The organism is Bathymodiolus platifrons methanotrophic gill symbiont (genome assembly GCF_002189065.1).
Lineage (GTDB): Bacteria > Pseudomonadota > Gammaproteobacteria > Methylococcales > Methylomonadaceae > Methyloprofundus.
The window spans coordinates 1-15667 of sequence record NZ_BDMN01000075.1; the positions used below are offsets into that span (position 1 = coordinate 1).

A 15667-nucleotide genomic window follows, 5' to 3' on the forward strand; every position below is an offset into this window, starting at 1 on the left:
AATTCACTGACGATTTCACGCGGCTTTAGATAAGTCCACCTAATAGATGAATTCATTGGATTGCCTGCTGTATGCTGTTGAAGAATATCTAAAAAGTCTTGATCTATTCCACTGACTGAAGTTTCCCAATTATTGAGTAGCTGAAATACACAATGCTGGTGTATCGAGGTTTATTTTAGGTGGTTTTGCCATGTTTATAGCAAACCCCTCCTTAATTCCCCTTAGGCACTAGCATTTGAAACGAATGAAAAGACTATTTTTTTCATATAGTTGTAGCATAGTTTCAATTTTACCATAAATAATTATTGGGAAACTTCAGCTTTACTGACTTTGTGTCCTAATTCAGCGATCTCAAACATATCAGTGTATTTTGGGTTAGTTTATAAATAGAACGAGTACGGGTGTTTGCTACCAAGCTATCAGAGCCCTTATAATGACTCAATTTTAAATTAATCTCAATGGGTAATGCTTTGGAGAATTTTACACCTGTTTCCGCTTTATTGGGCGGTGCTTTAATTGGCTTAAGTGCTAGTTTATTACTTTTGCTTAATGGACGTATGGCGGGCATTAGCGGAATCATGAATGGTTTATTTGGCGCGCCTAAAAAGGAATGGATCTGGCGAGGTTTGTTTTTATTAGGCTTGGTTCTGGGCGCGGCTATCTTCCAGTTATTAAGCAATGATAGTCTACAATTACGTCAGGGCTATCCGCTATTGCTTATTGTTTTAGGTGGTTTTCTGGTCGGTGTCGGTACTAGAATGGGCAGTGGTTGCACTAGTGGGCATGGTATTTGTGGAATAGCTAGTTTTTCAATTAGGTCAATCACTGCAACGGTTACTTTTATGCTGATGGGCATGGTCACTGTTTTTATACTTAAACATTTGCTGGGAGCCGTTTAATGAAACTTAATTTTGTGGCGTTACTTTCAGGCGTGATTTTTGGTTTAGGGCTGGCTTTATCACAAGTGATTGATCCTAATAAGGTATTGAATTTTCTGGACGTGACTGGTAACTGGGATCCTAGTCTGGCATTTGTCATGATGGGGGCGCTGGCCGTTTCCATACTCAGCTTTCGTTTTATATTTAAGCGATCTACGCCTGTATTGGAAACAGACTTTCATGTTTCCAGAAAATCTATCATTAATCGGCCCTTGTTATTAGGTGCAGCTCTTTTTGGCATAGGCTGGGGGATGACAGGGTATTGTCTAGGGCCTGCTGTTGCTAGTCTGGGGCTATTATCAGTCGAAGGTTTTATCATGGTTATATCTATCTACGCAGGTTTTTTTAGCCATCGCTGGTTCGCTAAAAATAACTAAAATAATGGAATTTATAGAGCCTGTTCTTTCTTTTATTTTATCTTTTGAATTAATACATATTGCGGCAGGTAGTTTAGTAGGTTTTGTTATTGGCTTGACGGGTGTGGGCGGTGGTTCCTTAATGACACCAATATTGGTGCTAGGTTTTGGTATTGCCCCAGCCATTGCTGTAGGTACTGATTTACTCTATGCGGCATTAACTAAATGTAGCGGGGTCTTTTTTCACCATAGACATAAAACAGTAGATTGGCGAATTGTCGGTTTACTGGGTGCGGGAAGTATCCCAAGCTCCCTGATTACGATTGCCTTGCTTGAACAGTTTAAGACAGCAGGGGTTAATTCTGATCGACTGATGATGTTGACGTTGAGTGTTATGCTCGTGTTAACGTCAGTTATTATTTTAATTAAAGGTCGGCTGCTTAGTTATGTTAGTCACCGGCATGGTGACTCGGCAATTGTTTCCCTGCTTAAAGCCTATCGAGCGCATATCACAATGCTATCGGGGGTTGCCCTAGGTGTTCTGGTGACCATTTCTTCGGTTGGAGCAGGAGCGATAGGTTCCGCCATTCTATTTTTGCTTTATCCACGAAAAAAGCCTATCGAGATTGTTGGGACTGATATTGCTCATGCGGTTCCTTTAACAGCGATTGCAGGAATGGGGCACTTACATTATGGTTCAGTAGACTACGACTTACTATTTGGTCTACTGATTGGGGGTATACCCGCTATCTATCTGGGCAGTTTAATCGGCCGGTATATTCCAGACCGCTGGTTGAGAATAGCGATTGCATTATTGCTTTTTGCAATGGGTGTGAAGTTAGCATTGTAGGGGGGAGGTTATTTGTTGGTGGGAGAAAGGGGAATAATATGCACCTTATTGTTTGTTTCTGATAAAATAGCCCGCTAATCCAATTTCTGGATGATGTTGGATGGTTTGCAAGTGCGGCTGTCTTGCACTTAAAAACTTATATTTTAAATAAAATTAAAAGGTATTTTAGTATGACTTTTGTCGTTACCGAAAATTGCATCAAATGTAAATTTACTGATTGCGTTGATGTCTGCCCTGTTGACTGTTTTCATGAAGGTCCAAACTTTCTGGTTATCGACCCAGATGAATGTATTGATTGCACTTTATGTGAGCCTGAATGTCCAGCGGAAGCTATTTTTGCTGAAGATGAACTGCCAGAAGGTCAAGAGCAGTTTATTGAAATAAATGCTGAATTATCTCAAACATGGCCAGTGATTACCGATGTTCAAGAGCCTCCTTCTGATGCTGAAGAATGGAATGGTAAATCTGATAAATTAGCAATGCTAGAAAAATAAGATATTTCAGGTGAGTAATAAGCTTAGGAGGAAAGGGATTATTAAACCTTGTTCCTCCTTCTCACCTGAAGCTCTTTCTACATTAAGTATCTAGATATTCATCCTTTAGCTGTACATAGTGAGCTGCTGAATATTCCAGAAATTCCTTTTCTGTATCGCTCAAAAGACGTGATTTTTTAGCGGGTGAACCAATATAAAGGTAACCGCTTTCCAGAACTTTTCCTGGTGGCACTAACGCCCCTGCCCCGAGTAGTACATAATCCTCTAAAACTGCATTATCCATGATAATCGCACCGATGCCAATTAAGCAGTAATCCCCCACAGTACAGGCATGCACTACTGCCCGGTGTCCAATGGTTACGCCTTTGCCTATTTTTAATGGCGCCTCTTCAGGGGCATACGTTCCTGCATGAGAGACATGTAAAATAGAGCCATCCTGAACATTGGTGTTAGCGCCAATAGTAATACTGGCAACATCCCCACGTATTACAGTAGTCGGCCAGACAGACACATGATCCGCTAATGTTACGTCACCTATAATAACTGCACTTTCATCAATATACGTTGCCTTACCTAGATGAGGGCGCTTGTTTTTAAATGCTCTTAGAGACATGGAGTTCCCTGCTTTATACGAATAATACTCGGTATGATACTGTTATTTTGGGTATTATTCAGCAATTTGTAGGCAGATCAGAGCTTTTTACACGTATGTTCTCTTGTTCTATGCTTTAAATGGTATATTGAACTAAAATTTTACTATTAAATGTTTTTTAGGAGTAGGCTTTATGGCACTTTTTGATGGCATAAGACGACAATTACGTACGGTTATTCAATGGGAGACGCCTGAAGAAGGGATTCTATTTCAGCAATGGCAAGGTAATGGTGATGAGCTAAAGAATGCATCTAAATTGCTTGTTGGTCCTGGACAAGGTTGTATTTTTGTTTATGAGGGCAGGGTGAAAGCTGTGCTTAATGAGACTGGTCTGGTTAATTTTAGTGATAAATTTAGTCAAATACCCTGCATTGGAGCAAGGGTTTTGCTAGGTCTTCACTTCTTATTTTGTAGGTAGGAATAAAGGTAAACTTTTTTATTCCATAATCTTTGAATTAAAAAGTTCAACATGCATTGCAGCACAGCTCAGATGTAATAACTTATTTAATCGACAGGAAGCAGGCTCAGTACCTGTGCGGTGGAGGTTAACAAATTCACCGCATTGAAACTTGCTATCATTATAAATCAGACTATCTGATGACATGATTTTTTTTATGCCTGGCAAGAAAATTGCCCATGCATAGATAGAATCATGATTGGGTAGAGAGATATAGGCAACTTCAGGTTCCAGTGCTAAAAGTTTTATACCTAACTGTAACTTATGTTCTGTTAACTGTACTATTCTACGGATAACACCAATTTCCATGTTATTGTTATTTTTGATGCCGATAATATCACCAATTTGTACTTTTGATGAGTTAAGGGCAGTATCAAAAATTATCTTATAGCCTTTAATGCTAAAATCTACAGTGTTAAATTTTTCTAAACGTATAGGGCTGCCATTCTGTGGCGTTGTCTCTGCTTTAGCCCAGATATTTTTGCTGGCAGAATTTTTCTCTGTCTGATTAAGCCGGCTTTTCTCTTCCCTTAAAAGCCCATTTTGTTCGTAGTTCCTTCTCATGGCGTCTATTGATTCATAGCCCTCGGATACTAATTCAATATTGGGTACTTCCCAGCCTCCAGCAACCCTGGCATCGATTGGGTTAATAGTTTTTTTGTTTGTTGGATTGGGTTTCAGTGAGCTAGACTCGCGGAGATGTTCAATAAGTTTGCTAAAGCCAAAAATCCCACTGTGTTCACTCTGCTTGTTAAAACGAGTAAATTTTCGTTTTTGTGATAGGCTAAGCGTTTTTGCTACCTGTAGGAGGTTTTCACGATTTATGGCTTTGATAACTCCGGTCCCTGATGCCTCATGCGGTGCGTTTTTGTTGATTTTTTGAGCAACGCTATAAGCAGAAAAAAAGCGTAGTGCACTTTTTTTAGATTGATTAAGGTGGGTTAAATCACCAGGAGGCTTATCTATTTTTAAATCAAAACCAGAATACTGGGGCGTTTTATCAGCAAAGAATTTTGTGCCTAGTAGCATTTGTGCGGTATGTTTTTCTAAACAGGTAGAGATAGTTTGCATATCGCGTGGGCGAAATTGATCTAAACCACAATGGTAAAGTGCTAATAGGTGTTTGAATGCCTTGCTAATTGTATTGCTATGATAAGCATGCTGCTCAATGTTTAAATCCTGTATTTCAAGTTTTGATGCTAAGCCATAGAATAGATAACTTTGCTTCCAGAAGTTAGGGTAAACCTCTTGATAGACTTCGGCGATATAAATATAGGCGGTGATTAACGACTGTAAGCCATAAAATATGGTCTGAGCACTAGCAAGGTCACTTACTTTAGTTAAGCAAGCTGCAAAACCATTAGCAAGCTCTGCATAGATTGATACGATATGCTGACTATTGGTTTTATCTTCTTTAGCTAGAGGAAGTGGGCTATTTAAAATAGCTGTACTTAACGGCGCCAAAAAAACAATCATGGACTTATAAATACACTCTAATAGCAATGATTTTTGCTGAGAAGGTAGTTTTTTTCCTGGTTGATTGCTTGTATCGCTAGCAATATCTGATGCGACTGTTCGGTGGCTGAGTTATTTTCCAGGGTAGATAGCCAATGATTAAACGCGTCTTCGGATAATTCAAAAGGAATCTGGAAGTGTGTATCCGCAGGGGCCATCTTAAATTTATAAATATCCATATGTATCCATCAAAAAATCAAATGTGTTCATTTAAGTATATTGTAGGCTAACTGTATTATAATTCTACTAGTACAGCACAGATTTTATTCACAAAGCTGTGAAGCAGGGGTATTAACTGGGCAGGTGGCAAGTATTTACGAGCATTATATTTACTATTCAGATGCTTATTGTGAGTATTCATGGTTAGTGTGTAACATAACGCCTGTATTGAGTCTCTATAGGTGTTAATGTGCTAGCTCTTTTTTGGGAGGTGGTATGAATTGGTTTAAAGATATTTTTCCATTAAAAAGTATACTGAGGGATAAGCCTGATGATGAAGCAATGGAGGCCTTCTCTTCAGAGCAAACACGTATTTTGATGGAATGTACAGAGTGCACAGCGCCTATAGCAGAAAATACGGATTCGCTAAGTTATGGGCAAATACAACATTTAGTGCCTTTACGTCAGTTAGATATACAAGCTATATCAGGCTTGGCACATAAAACGTTAACTTATGCTGAGCAGTCCGTTATATTTATTTATGAACAGTCAGCCGATTATGTCTATTATCTTTTATCTGGCATTATTACTATTCTGCCAAATGCTGAGAAGAGCTATCAAATTGCGGCGGGTTCCACGCGAGCTCATTTACCAATTAATAGTGGGCAACACTTTGGTGCAACAGTCGTTGCCAGCACAGAAGTTAAGATTTTAGTCGTTGATGTTGATTTAACCCAGCTGTGGACTGCAAAAAGTAAAAGTGAAATTAGCTTTGTCGAGTTAATGGATCTCACTCTACCAGAGACCTTAGATAATCAGCCTTTTCTGCATAGTTTTAGCAAAGCTTACCGTGAAAATAAACTTAACATATCTCCCTTACCTAATATTGCTTTGCGCTTAAAAGAGGCACTGACTCATGATGTAGGAGCGCAAGATGTGATTGATATTATTCAATCAGATCCGGGAATAGCTAATACATTGATACGGCTTGCCAATAGTCCCCTCTATGCACCTAGTATGAAAATAACAAGCTGCCAGGATGTGGTGACCTGTTTAGGTTTATCGACAAGCGCTAATCTGGTAACCTGTATCAGCCTAAAGCAATTGTTTGTTTGTCATGACAGGCAGCTTATGGCAGCTATGCAAAACTTGTGGCGGCGCAGCTTATATGTGTCTAGTTTAAGCTTTGTCTTGGCAGAAGAAGTGAGTAGTATCAATTCTGATGAGGCCTTATTGGCTGGCTTGATTAGTGATATAGGATTGATCCCTTTGCTACGTTTTGCAGACCAGTACCCTGATGAACAACCAGAAATAGAACAATTAGAATCTGCAGTTCCTTTTGTACGCGCTCCGGTAGGAACACTGATGTTAAATTCTCTGGGTTTTTCGGATAATTTAATGAGCATTCCGCACCACTCAGAAGATTGGCATTATGAAAGTGGGGGGAGATTAAGTTTGATTGATATTGTTATCCTGGCTAAATTACACAGTTATTTTGGTTTTCAAAAAACGCATCATTTACCCTTTATTAATACTATTCCTGCGTATGCAAAACTCAAAAATGCTAAATTAACTCCTGATTTTTCCCTCAATGTATTACGTCAGGCCAATCAGCGTATTAAGGCGGCAATAACGATACTAGCCTAATGCTGTACCCTGACATTCCAACGAAACACAATAAAAGCAATGAATAACCCCTTACTTGAAAACACAGAACTTCCCCTATTTTCACGAATTAAGCCTGAACATATAGAGCCAGCAATTGAACAGTTATTAAGCGCAGCGCAAGCAAGTGTAGAAACACTTTTATCAGAGAATGATGTCTATAACTGGGAAAACCTTATTGCACCTTTAGATGAAGCTGAGGATAGGATCAATAAGGCATGGTCACCAGTGAGCCATATGAATTCTGTGGTCAACAATGATGAGTTGCGTGATGCTTATAATGCCTGTTTACCTAAACTAAGTGCCTATTCAACTGAAATGGGACAACATCAAGGACTATTCAATGCTTATTTGGCAATTGCTGATAGTCATGATTATGTGCAATTAGAACCTGCTCAGCAAAAAGTGATTCAAAATGCTTTGCGCGGTTTTCGCTTATCAGGAGTGGATCTTGATCAGCAGAAAAAAGCACGTTATAAAGAAATTAGTCTAGAACTCTCACAGCTTTCCAGTAAATATGAAGAAAATCTGCTGGATGCAACCAATGCCTGGCAGAAGCTCGTCAGCAAAAAAAGTAACCTGGCGGGTTTGCCTGAATCTGCTATGCAACAAGCAAAGCAAACGGCTGAACAGGAAGGTAAAAAAGGCTGGATGTTAACGTTGCAGTTTCCTTCCTATATCGCGGTGATGACTTATGCAGATGATCGGCAGTTACGCGCCGATATGTATAAGGCATTTTCAACGCGAGCATCAGAACTTGGCGCGAATAGTGACTGGGATAATTCTGATATTATGGAAAAGACGATTGCTCTGCGTCACGAAAAGGCGCAGTTATTAGGCTTTAATAATTATGCCGAGTTATCTTTAGCCACAAAAATGGCGGATTCAACTCAGCAGGTCACTGATTTTTTAGATGAATTAGCTGAGAAATCTTTACCGCAGGCACATAAAGATCTAGCTGAATTAGCTGAATTTGCTAAACAGCAACATGGTATAGCAAAGCTACATACCTGGGATACCGGTTATTATTCAGAAAAGATGCGCCAGCATGCTTATGATTTATCGCAAGAGGAAGTAAAGCAATTCTTTCCTGCGCCACGTGTGTTACAAGGGCTATTTGATGTCGTTGAAAAATTGTACGGCTTAAATATTACTGAGCTTGATAATGTGGATGTCTGGCATAAAGATGTACGCTTTTTTCAGATTAAAGATAAAGCAGGGGAGTTACGCGGAAAGTTTTATATTGATTTATATGCGCGCCCTAAAAAAAGAGGTGGCGCATGGATGGATGATTGCGTTGGACGCAAAAAAACGGGCGATACTATTCAAATTCCGGTTGCCTATTTGACTTGTAATTTCACTCCTCCTGCAGGTGATGATCCTGCGCTATTAACACATGATGAAGTGCTGACTTTATTCCATGAATTTGGTCATGGCCTACAGCATATGCTGACTAAAGTTGATTATCTGGGCGTGTCAGGTATTAATGGTGTCGAATGGGATGCGGTGGAGTTGCCTAGTCAGTTTATGGAAAACTGGTGCTGGGAGAAAGAGGGACTGGCTTTAATTTCAGGGCATTACAAAACAGGGGAAGCCTTACCTGAAGACTTGTTTAATAAGATGCTGGCGGCAAAAAACTTTCAGGCGGGCATGATTATGGTCAGGCAATTAGAGTTTAGTCTGTTTGATTTTAAAATGCACCAGGATTATTCACCCGAGCTGGGTGCTAAAATCTATGCAGGGCTGAATGCCATTCGTGCACAAGTCTCGGTGATGATTCCTCCTGATTTCAATCGTTTTGCGCATAGCTTTTCACATATTTTTGCTGGTGGCTATGCTGCAGGTTATTACAGCTATAAATGGGCAGAAGTGTTGTCCAGTGAGGCCTATTCTTTATTTGAAGAAAACGGAATTTTTGACCAAAAGACCGGAGATGCCTTTTTAACACATATTCTTGAAACGGGTGGAAGTGCAGATGCCATGGAATTATTTGTTAAATTTAGAGGGCGTGAGCCGAAAATTGATGCTTTATTAAGACATAGTGGAATTGCGGCATGAAATATAAAGACTTAAGAGATTTTATTGCTCAACTGGAAAAGAAAGGTGAGCTGAAGCGGATTACGCAGGAAGTTGATCCGGTACTGGAAATGACAGAAATAAGTGATCGCACCCTAAAGCAAGGTGGCCCTGCCTTATTATTTGAAAACCCGAAAGGTTTTAATATTCCAGTGCTGGCAAATTTATTTGGTACTCCTGACCGGGTCGCGATGGGCATGGGGGAAACTTCAGTAACTGCTTTGCGCGGGGTGGGGGAGTTATTATCGCAATTAAAAGAGCCTGAGCCGCCGAAAGGCATGAAAGATGCGATGGATAAAATTCCAGTATTCAAAAATGTCCTGAATATGGCGCCTAAACTGGTGAAAAACCCACCTTGTCAGGAATTAATTCGTATTGGCGATGAAATTGATTTAGGCGAATATCCGATACAAACTTGCTGGCCTGATGATGCAGGGCCACTTATTACCTGGCCCTTAGTGATTACTAAAGGGCCGTATAAAGAACGCCAGAATTTAGGAATATATCGTTTGCAAGTGATTGCAAAAAATAAAGTGATTATGCGCTGGCTAGCTCACCGAGGTGGAGCTCTTGATTTTAGAGAATGGCAAGAAACGCACCCGGGTGAGCCATTTCCTATCTCCGTCGCATTAGGGGCAGATCCCGCAACGATTCTTGCCGCTGTTACACCTGTACCAGACACATTATCAGAGTATGCTTTTGCAGGCTTATTGCGCGGTAGTAAAACGGAAGTGGCAAAATCATTAACGAATGATTTGCAAGTTCCAGCTAGTGCGGAAATTGTTTTAGAAGGCTTTATTTATCCAGGTGAAATGGCACCTGAAGGGCCGTTTGGTGATCATACTGGTTATTATAATGAGGTGGATGAATTCCCGGTATTTACTATAGAACGTATTACTCAGCGCCAGGCGCCGATCTATCACAGCACCTATACTGGTAAGCCGCCTGATGAGCCAGCTGTTTTGGGTGTAGCTTTAAATGAAGTCTTTGTGCCGATTTTACAAAAACAATTCCCCGAAATTACCGATTTTTATTTGCCGCCAGAAGGCTGTTCCTATCGTATGGCAGTCATTAGTATGAAGAAGCAATATGCGGGGCATGCAAAGCGGGTTATGCTCGGAACCTGGTCCTATTTACGCCAGTTTATGTACACTAAATTTGTGATCGTCGTTGATGATGATATTGATGTGCATAATTGGCAGGAAGTTATCTGGGCGATTACTACGCGTATGGATCCAGCTCGGGATTTAACCATACTGGAAAATACTCCGATTGATTATCTGGATTTTGCTTCGCCAGTATCAGGTCTAGGTTCTAAGGTTGGTTTTGATGCGACTAATAAGTGGCCAGGCGAAACCAACCGTGAATGGGGGCGCACCATTTCTATGTCAGAAGATGTGGTGAAAAAAGTAGATGAAATGTGGGAAAGTCTGGGGATTATGTAGCCCGTATGGAGCTAGCGGAATACGGGTAAGCAATTTTTCTGTAAAGCGCAAATTCCATTTAGGTTATGTAACTGAGCCCACATAAATATTATGCTCCTGGCTATGCAAATTAATCAGCAATTTAGCAAAAAAGTTAGGTGAGATAGTGTGTTGATTTAGCTCATTTACAGGTAACCATTCAACTCCTACCTGATGCTTGTCTGGGTCAGGTCCTGAACTTGGAGAGTATTCGCTAGGTACCTGGCATTGAATTAAAACTTCTAACTGGTGGCGGGTGTAGGGTTTTGGGTCAAATTTGGGGATAAAAAAATCAGCGATATGCAGTACGTCATAAGCATTGACAGGCGTATTGATTTCTTCCTGGCACTCTCTTATAACCGCTTGATGTAAAGTTTCGCCGGATTCTAAAGCGCCACCAGGCAAGGTGTAACGTATACCTTCATTCGGACTATCTTTTTTGATTAAAAGAATTTTGTTATCCTGCACGATAACGGCGCGTACAGTAATTCGTATGCCAGACTGTAATTTATCCATTTGTATGTATTGATAGGTGCTAATCAAAAAAATGATATGCCGGAGACCTGATTAGTTACTCGTGATTGCAGCCTGCGCCATGAATATGGCCATGTTCCATCTCAGTTTCGGTTGCTGAGCGAATTTCCATGACTTCGACATCAAATGTTAATTGCTCACCAGCAAGAGGGTGATTGCCGTCGATCGTGATATTATCACCTTCAATTTTGGTAATAGTGACTATGGCTGGCCCGGTGCTGGAGTCAGCCTGAAATTGCATACCTACTTCAACTTTGTCCATGCCTTTAAACATGTCTTTGGCAACTGTCTGAATCTGTTGTTCATTATGCTCGCCATAAGCATCTGCGGGCTCAATAGTCACTGTTAATTTATCACCGACAGATGCATCACTTAAAGCACTCTCTAGACCAGGAATAATATTACCTGCGCCGTGCAGATAACTTAAAGGCTCAGCACCAATTGAACTGTCTAGTTTTTCGCCAGCTTTGTTAGTTAGAGTGTAGTGTATAGAAACAACAGGGTTCTCAGTATTTTTCATAAGTATTATGGTAGTTAAGATTTAAGAAAGAATAGTTTTATGAATCGTCACTTTGTTTGGCAAGCTCAGTGAGAGAGTTAATTAAATCAGTGAAATTTTCTAATGAGTTTGTTCTAGCTGTAGCATGAGCAAGCTTGCGCCCTTTTCGTGCCGCTTTATCATATAGATGCAGGTGCACTTGCGTTAAAGACAGTAGTTTTTCACTCGCAGGTACATTGCCAATAAAGTTTTGCATTGCTGCATAGCCTAGAGAGTTTGTTGAACCTAAAGGCATATCCATAATGGCTCTTAGATGGTTTTCAAACTGGCTGGTTTCAGAGCCTTCAATAGTCCAGTGTCCTGAATTATGTACTCTTGGTGCGAATTCATTAGCAATTAATTTATCGCCAACAGCAAATAGTTCTAGTGCTATAGTACCAACATAATCAAGTGCCTTCATGATAGTATTAATATAGCTTTCGGCCTGTGCTTGTAACGGATCGTTATGGGTGTTTTTAGCTAAGCGTAAAATGCCCTTATGATGGGTGTTTTCAGATAAGGGATAATAGGCGACTTCACCCGACACGCTACGACTGGCAATAATGGAAACTTCCCGGTCAAAAGGAACAAAGCTTTCTACTACGCAAGGTGCATTTTTGATGGCTTGCCATGCTTGGTCTAAATCCTGATCGCTATTGAGTATGACTTGTCCTTTACCATCGTAACCAAAACGTCGGGTCTTCAAAATGGCAGGGTAGCCTATGTCTGGCATGGCTTGCTGCAGCTCTTCGAGGCTGGAAACATCTGCAAAATGGGCTGTTGCAATCCCTAAATCTTGTAAAAAGTTTTTCTCAGTGATTCTGTCTTGCCCAATTAATAAAGCTTTTGCGGGTGGGTAAACCGCTGTTTTCTGATTGAGAAAATCAATGATTTCAACAGGTACATTTTCAAATTCATAGGTGATAATATCTGACTCTTCTGCTAGTTGAGTTAGCAGCGCCTTATCTGTGTAGTCTCCGATAAGATGGGTACCTAAGTCAGCGGCACAGGCAATAGGGGTTGGGTCTAAAAAGATAAATTTAAGTCCTAAAGGTTTACCTGCCAGTGCCAGCATTCTTGCTAACTGCCCAGCTCCTAAGATACCAATAACCATTAAGCGAGCTCCCGGGGGTCAGAGTTTTCGAGCACTGTCTCAGTTTGCTGTTGTCGAAATTCGTTCAACGGTGCTTTATATTGTGGGTGTTTGTTGGCAATAATGGCTGCTGCTAATAACGCCGCATTCGTTGCCCCTGCTTTGCCAATAGCCAGTGTTCCAACCGGGATTCCAGCAGGCATTTGCGCAATGGATAATAAAGAGTCCATGCCATTCAATGCTTTGGATTGCACTGGAACACCTAGTACAGGTAGTATTGTTTTTGCTGCTGTCATGCCGGGTAGATGAGCTGCGCCACCTGCTCCGGCAATAATCACTTCCAGACCTTTGCTTTCTGCATTTTCTGCATAGGAAAAAAGTTTATCTGGTGTGCGATGTGCGGAGACAACATCGACTTCAAAAGGAATACCGAGTTGTTCTAGTTTTTCAGATGCAAAGCGCATGGTTTCCCAGTCAGATGTTGAGCCCATGATAATACCCACTAATGCGGTCATGTATGTCCCTTTTTATGCAAATAATACGCTGGCGCAGTCGTGATGAAATCGTTGCTTCGCTAGCAAAAAAACCTTCATTATCCTAGAAAAATCAGTTGAACGCGAATTTATAGTGCAAGGTATTGCTTTTACAGTGCTTTAAAAAAATCTTAGCTTCACCCATAGGTTAAGCGGGTATTTTTTTGAAGTGCTGTGGAATCAAGAGCTTGTGCTAGAAACCGTGAGCAACTGATTTTTCTAGGAGTATACATGTAGTTATTATGTTTTTAAATACTTAACTGGCAAGACGAGATTGTTATTTCTATAAAATATAAGCAAGGAGTAATGCTCAAAAGCTTTAAGATATTCGCAGGCAGCGCCCATTCAGAGCATTATAAATAGCCGTTGGTTGCTTATGCTGGGCTGTTGCTCCTGGTAGTATAAAAATATCAGCTGAGGGTAGGTTTTTACGTACTTCTAAGGCTGATCTTGCAGGGGGGTGCTGGCTAATATTGGCACTGGTGGAAACAATGGCTCCGCCATAATTTGCACATAGCTGCTGCACTAAAGGGTGTGCACTAACTCGAACTGCCAGTGTATTATGTGCTCCTTTTAAATAACCAGGAACCCAGGATTGAGCTGGAACGATCCAGGTAATGGGGCCCGGCCAGCTGGGTATGATACGGTTTAGCATCTCAGGACTAGGGTTAATAAAGGGTAGTAATTGAGAAAAATCTGATGCAATCAGAATAAGTCCTTTATGTACTGGGCGTTGCTTTATTTTTAATAAATTGAATACTGCCGTTTCATTTAGCGGGTCGCAACCCAGGCCATAAACTGCTTCGGTAGGGTAGGCAATTAGTTTCCCTTGTTGTAACGCATGTTTAGCCAGGCGTATTTTGAAGTGCGAGTGATAAGTCATCGGATTAACGTAGGTTTTTTGCGCGGTAGAGTAAATAAACCCCGGTAAGAATAAAAGGAATGCTAAGCATTTGACCTGTACTAAGCCAGAAGTTTGTGTCGTAGTTGACCAGGCTGACTTTGTAGAACTCCAATATAAATCGTGTGCTAAAAATAAGGATTAAAAACCAGGCACATAATTGACCCTTGAATTCGAAAGTATGACTCTTTTTATATAAATAGAGTAAAAATAGAAAAATACCCGCATAGCTAATGGCTTCGTACAGTTGTACGGGGTGGCGGGGAATATTATCTAGGCGTTTAAAAATAACAGCCCAGGGAACAGTAGTGGCAGTGCCAGCAATTTCAGAGTTTAAAAAATTACCAATACGCACCAGGCAGCCACTTAAAGAGGCGGCGATGGCGGCTCTATCCAGAATCCAGAAATAATCAAAACTGGCTTTACGCTGGTAGATATAAAGTGAAATCAATACTCCAAAAACCCCGCCATGACTGGCTAGGCCTCCTTCCCAGATGGCAAAAATCTTTATTGGCTCAGCAAAATAATAGCCCGGATTATAAAATAAGACATGGCCAATTCTAGCGCCAAGCACTGAGCCACCCATGCAGTACCACAGTAAACGGTCTACATCTTCGGCACTGCCAAGTTCACGCCAGTAAACCCAATGCATAAAAATATAGTTACTGAGTAGGGCGAGAGCGAACATGGCGCCATACCAGTGAATACGGATATGTTTAAAACTGGCTAGAATAGGATCAAAATCCCAAATAAGGTAGTCCATAGAGTGAAAGTCGTATAGTGGTTAGGGTATGTTATTTATTAGCATAAAGCGGGGGGGGGCTTTCATTTGTCTGGCAGGGTAGTGCACGACACGCTTGAGCAACTGTGGGGCGCGGATCTTTAGTCCGCCTTTTAAAATTCAGGCTAAAGACCTGCGCCCCTTATTAAAGAGGTAACTTATTTTGTGCACATTCCTAAGTCCTGTTCCACGTTGAGCTTACAAACGAGGTCCTGAAAAAATCCTGCTTTACAATGGTCGTCGTATTTTTAAATACTAGGACCTGAATTCAAACCTACAAATTGGAGAGTTAAATGTTTTCAGCGCCCTTATCTTGGGCTTTTATTACTCCACTGCAAAATCAACAATATCTTTTAGCATAACGTTCATTTTTCAGCAAAAGCATTTAGCTCTGAGTTATTGGTATCAGTTGGCATTAAATGGGTGCGCACGATGGTTTTGCCATTATATTCATAGGTCACAATATTACATGGCATATGTCGTACCGCATGGGGAGACATCAATAAAAGAGTTTTCGCGTGGGTCAGGTTGCAGAACTGTAGGGTGTCATAATTAGGGAAATCTTTTGTGCTACGATCTCGAATGACTTTACCTACCCGGCTGTGCCCGGTAATTCTAAAATTATGTTCTGAAATTGCAATTTCTAATTCGGCCAGAACATC

Annotated in this window: 18 protein-coding genes; 8 read left to right on the forward strand and 10 right to left on the reverse strand. The window is 40.8% G+C overall.

Annotated elements, in window-relative coordinates:
• Positions 1-458 precede the first annotated feature (458 nt).
• From CDZ78_RS04770 to fdxA, 4 genes are all read left to right on the forward strand, one after another.
• A complete protein-coding gene (locus tag CDZ78_RS04770; RefSeq protein ID WP_167374180.1) occupies positions 459-899 on the forward strand; it encodes a YeeE/YedE family protein in 441 nt (146 codons plus the stop codon).
• Complete coding sequence (locus CDZ78_RS04775) at positions 899-1315, forward strand: DUF6691 family protein (RefSeq protein WP_087868952.1); 417 nt, start codon at positions 899-901, stop codon at positions 1313-1315. Before CDZ78_RS04770 ends, CDZ78_RS04775 begins: the two co-directional genes overlap by 1 nt.
• Before the next feature lie 4 nt (positions 1316-1319).
• Positions 1320-2144: a sulfite exporter TauE/SafE family protein gene (locus CDZ78_RS04780; protein WP_087868953.1), complete on the forward strand. Its 825-nt coding sequence runs from the start codon at positions 1320-1322 to the stop codon at positions 2142-2144.
• A gap of 170 nt (positions 2145-2314) precedes the next feature.
• On the forward strand, positions 2315-2638 hold the full coding sequence (fdxA, locus tag CDZ78_RS04785; protein ID WP_087868954.1) for a ferredoxin FdxA: 324 nt from the start codon (positions 2315-2317) through the stop codon (positions 2636-2638).
• A gap of 82 nt (positions 2639-2720) precedes the next feature.
• On the opposite strand, the gene CDZ78_RS04790 is transcribed toward fdxA, so the two are convergent.
• Entirely contained in the window at positions 2721-3251 is a 531-nt protein-coding gene (locus CDZ78_RS04790; protein WP_087868955.1) for a gamma carbonic anhydrase family protein, read from the reverse strand.
• A 172-nt stretch (positions 3252-3423) separates the two neighbouring features.
• Here CDZ78_RS04790 and CDZ78_RS04795 point away from each other — a divergent pair, with 172 nt between their 5' ends.
• On the forward strand, positions 3424-3708 hold the full coding sequence (locus tag CDZ78_RS04795) for a hypothetical protein (protein WP_087868956.1): 285 nt from the start codon (positions 3424-3426) through the stop codon (positions 3706-3708).
• Between the two features lie 18 nt (positions 3709-3726).
• On the opposite strand, the gene CDZ78_RS04800 is transcribed toward CDZ78_RS04795, so the two are convergent.
• The gene (locus CDZ78_RS04800; RefSeq protein ID WP_087868957.1) at positions 3727-5223 is read right to left on the reverse strand and encodes a cyclic-di-GMP receptor FimW-related protein; all 1497 of its coding nucleotides are present in this window, start codon (positions 5221-5223) and stop codon (positions 3727-3729) included.
• A 17-nt stretch (positions 5224-5240) separates the two neighbouring features.
• Positions 5241-5441 (reverse strand): hypothetical protein, encoded by a 201-nt coding sequence (locus CDZ78_RS04805; RefSeq protein ID WP_087868958.1) that lies wholly within the window; start codon positions 5439-5441, stop codon positions 5241-5243.
• 256 nt (positions 5442-5697) lie between these two features.
• Between CDZ78_RS04805 and CDZ78_RS04810 the strand changes: the two genes are divergently transcribed.
• The 3 genes from CDZ78_RS04810 to ubiD are packed head-to-tail and all read left to right on the forward strand — an operon-like array spanning position 5698 to position 10607.
• Positions 5698-7068: an HDOD domain-containing protein gene (locus CDZ78_RS04810; RefSeq protein ID WP_087868959.1), complete on the forward strand. Its 1371-nt coding sequence runs from the start codon at positions 5698-5700 to the stop codon at positions 7066-7068.
• A gap of 39 nt (positions 7069-7107) precedes the next feature.
• A complete protein-coding gene (prlC, locus tag CDZ78_RS04815; protein WP_087868960.1) occupies positions 7108-9144 on the forward strand; it encodes an oligopeptidase A in 2037 nt (678 codons plus the stop codon).
• Positions 9141-10607 carry a 4-hydroxy-3-polyprenylbenzoate decarboxylase gene (ubiD, locus tag CDZ78_RS04820; protein ID WP_087868962.1) on the forward strand — a complete coding sequence of 489 codons (1467 nt, stop codon included), beginning with the start codon at positions 9141-9143 and terminating at the stop codon, positions 10605-10607. The genes prlC and ubiD overlap by 4 nt, the downstream gene beginning before the upstream one ends.
• Positions 10608-10670: 63 nt before the next feature.
• On the opposite strand, the gene CDZ78_RS04825 is transcribed toward ubiD, so the two are convergent.
• The 7 genes from CDZ78_RS04825 to CDZ78_RS04855 form a co-directional block, all read right to left on the reverse strand.
• Positions 10671-11168, reverse strand: coding sequence for an NUDIX domain-containing protein (locus tag CDZ78_RS04825; protein ID WP_167374181.1), 498 nt, complete (start codon positions 11166-11168; stop codon positions 10671-10673).
• 28 nt (positions 11169-11196) lie between these two features.
• Complete coding sequence (locus CDZ78_RS04830; protein WP_087868965.1) at positions 11197-11679, reverse strand: FKBP-type peptidyl-prolyl cis-trans isomerase; 483 nt, start codon at positions 11677-11679, stop codon at positions 11197-11199.
• Positions 11680-11716: 37 nt separating this feature from the next.
• Positions 11717-12811 carry a 5-(carboxyamino)imidazole ribonucleotide synthase gene (locus CDZ78_RS04835; protein ID WP_087868966.1) on the reverse strand — a complete coding sequence of 365 codons (1095 nt, stop codon included), beginning with the start codon at positions 12809-12811 and terminating at the stop codon, positions 11717-11719.
• Positions 12811-13305 carry a 5-(carboxyamino)imidazole ribonucleotide mutase gene (gene purE / locus CDZ78_RS04840; protein WP_087868967.1) on the reverse strand — a complete coding sequence of 165 codons (495 nt, stop codon included), beginning with the start codon at positions 13303-13305 and terminating at the stop codon, positions 12811-12813. The genes CDZ78_RS04835 and purE overlap by 1 nt, the downstream gene beginning before the upstream one ends.
• A 337-nt stretch (positions 13306-13642) precedes the next feature.
• A complete protein-coding gene (tsaC, locus tag CDZ78_RS04845; RefSeq protein ID WP_087868968.1) occupies positions 13643-14206 on the reverse strand; it encodes an L-threonylcarbamoyladenylate synthase type 1 TsaC in 564 nt (187 codons plus the stop codon).
• Positions 14207-14210: 4 nt separating this feature from the next.
• On the reverse strand, positions 14211-14987 hold the full coding sequence (gene lgt, locus CDZ78_RS04850; RefSeq protein ID WP_087868969.1) for a prolipoprotein diacylglyceryl transferase: 777 nt from the start codon (positions 14985-14987) through the stop codon (positions 14211-14213).
• Positions 14988-15370: 383 nt separating this feature from the next.
• The coding region (locus CDZ78_RS04855; RefSeq protein ID WP_244559158.1) for a DUF302 domain-containing protein at positions 15371-15667 on the reverse strand (297 nt) is incomplete at its 5' end.

What these genes read in the sequence shown, in the direction of transcription:
- CDZ78_RS04770 (WP_167374180.1), top strand. Translation starts at nt 459, where the DNA reads ATGGGTAATGCTTTGGAGAATTTTACACCTGTTTCCGCTTTATTGGGC.
- tsaC (WP_087868968.1), bottom strand. Translation starts at nt 14,206, where the DNA reads ATGACTTATCACTCGCACTTCAAAATACGCCTGGCTAAACATGCGTTA.
- CDZ78_RS04775 (WP_087868952.1), top strand. Translation starts at nt 899, where the DNA reads ATGAAACTTAATTTTGTGGCGTTACTTTCAGGCGTGATTTTTGGTTTA.
- CDZ78_RS04790 (WP_087868955.1), bottom strand. Translation starts at nt 3,251, where the DNA reads ATGTCTCTAAGAGCATTTAAAAACAAGCGCCCTCATCTAGGTAAGGCA.
- CDZ78_RS04780 (WP_087868953.1), top strand. Translation starts at nt 1,320, where the DNA reads ATGGAATTTATAGAGCCTGTTCTTTCTTTTATTTTATCTTTTGAATTA.
- purE (WP_087868967.1), bottom strand. Translation starts at nt 13,305, where the DNA reads ATGACCGCATTAGTGGGTATTATCATGGGCTCAACATCTGACTGGGAA.
- CDZ78_RS04795 (WP_087868956.1), top strand. Translation starts at nt 3,424, where the DNA reads ATGGCACTTTTTGATGGCATAAGACGACAATTACGTACGGTTATTCAA.
- lgt (WP_087868969.1), bottom strand. Translation starts at nt 14,987, where the DNA reads ATGGACTACCTTATTTGGGATTTTGATCCTATTCTAGCCAGTTTTAAA.
- CDZ78_RS04800 (WP_087868957.1), bottom strand. Translation starts at nt 5,223, where the DNA reads ATGATTGTTTTTTTGGCGCCGTTAAGTACAGCTATTTTAAATAGCCCA.
- fdxA (WP_087868954.1), top strand. Translation starts at nt 2,315, where the DNA reads ATGACTTTTGTCGTTACCGAAAATTGCATCAAATGTAAATTTACTGAT.
- CDZ78_RS04830 (WP_087868965.1), bottom strand. Translation starts at nt 11,679, where the DNA reads ATGAAAAATACTGAGAACCCTGTTGTTTCTATACACTACACTCTAACT.
- CDZ78_RS04810 (WP_087868959.1), top strand. Translation starts at nt 5,698, where the DNA reads ATGAATTGGTTTAAAGATATTTTTCCATTAAAAAGTATACTGAGGGAT.
- ubiD (WP_087868962.1), top strand. Translation starts at nt 9,141, where the DNA reads ATGAAATATAAAGACTTAAGAGATTTTATTGCTCAACTGGAAAAGAAA.
- CDZ78_RS04835 (WP_087868966.1), bottom strand. Translation starts at nt 12,811, where the DNA reads ATGGTTATTGGTATCTTAGGAGCTGGGCAGTTAGCAAGAATGCTGGCA.
- prlC (WP_087868960.1), top strand. Translation starts at nt 7,108, where the DNA reads ATGAATAACCCCTTACTTGAAAACACAGAACTTCCCCTATTTTCACGA.
- CDZ78_RS04805 (WP_087868958.1), bottom strand. Translation starts at nt 5,441, where the DNA reads ATGGATATTTATAAATTTAAGATGGCCCCTGCGGATACACACTTCCAG.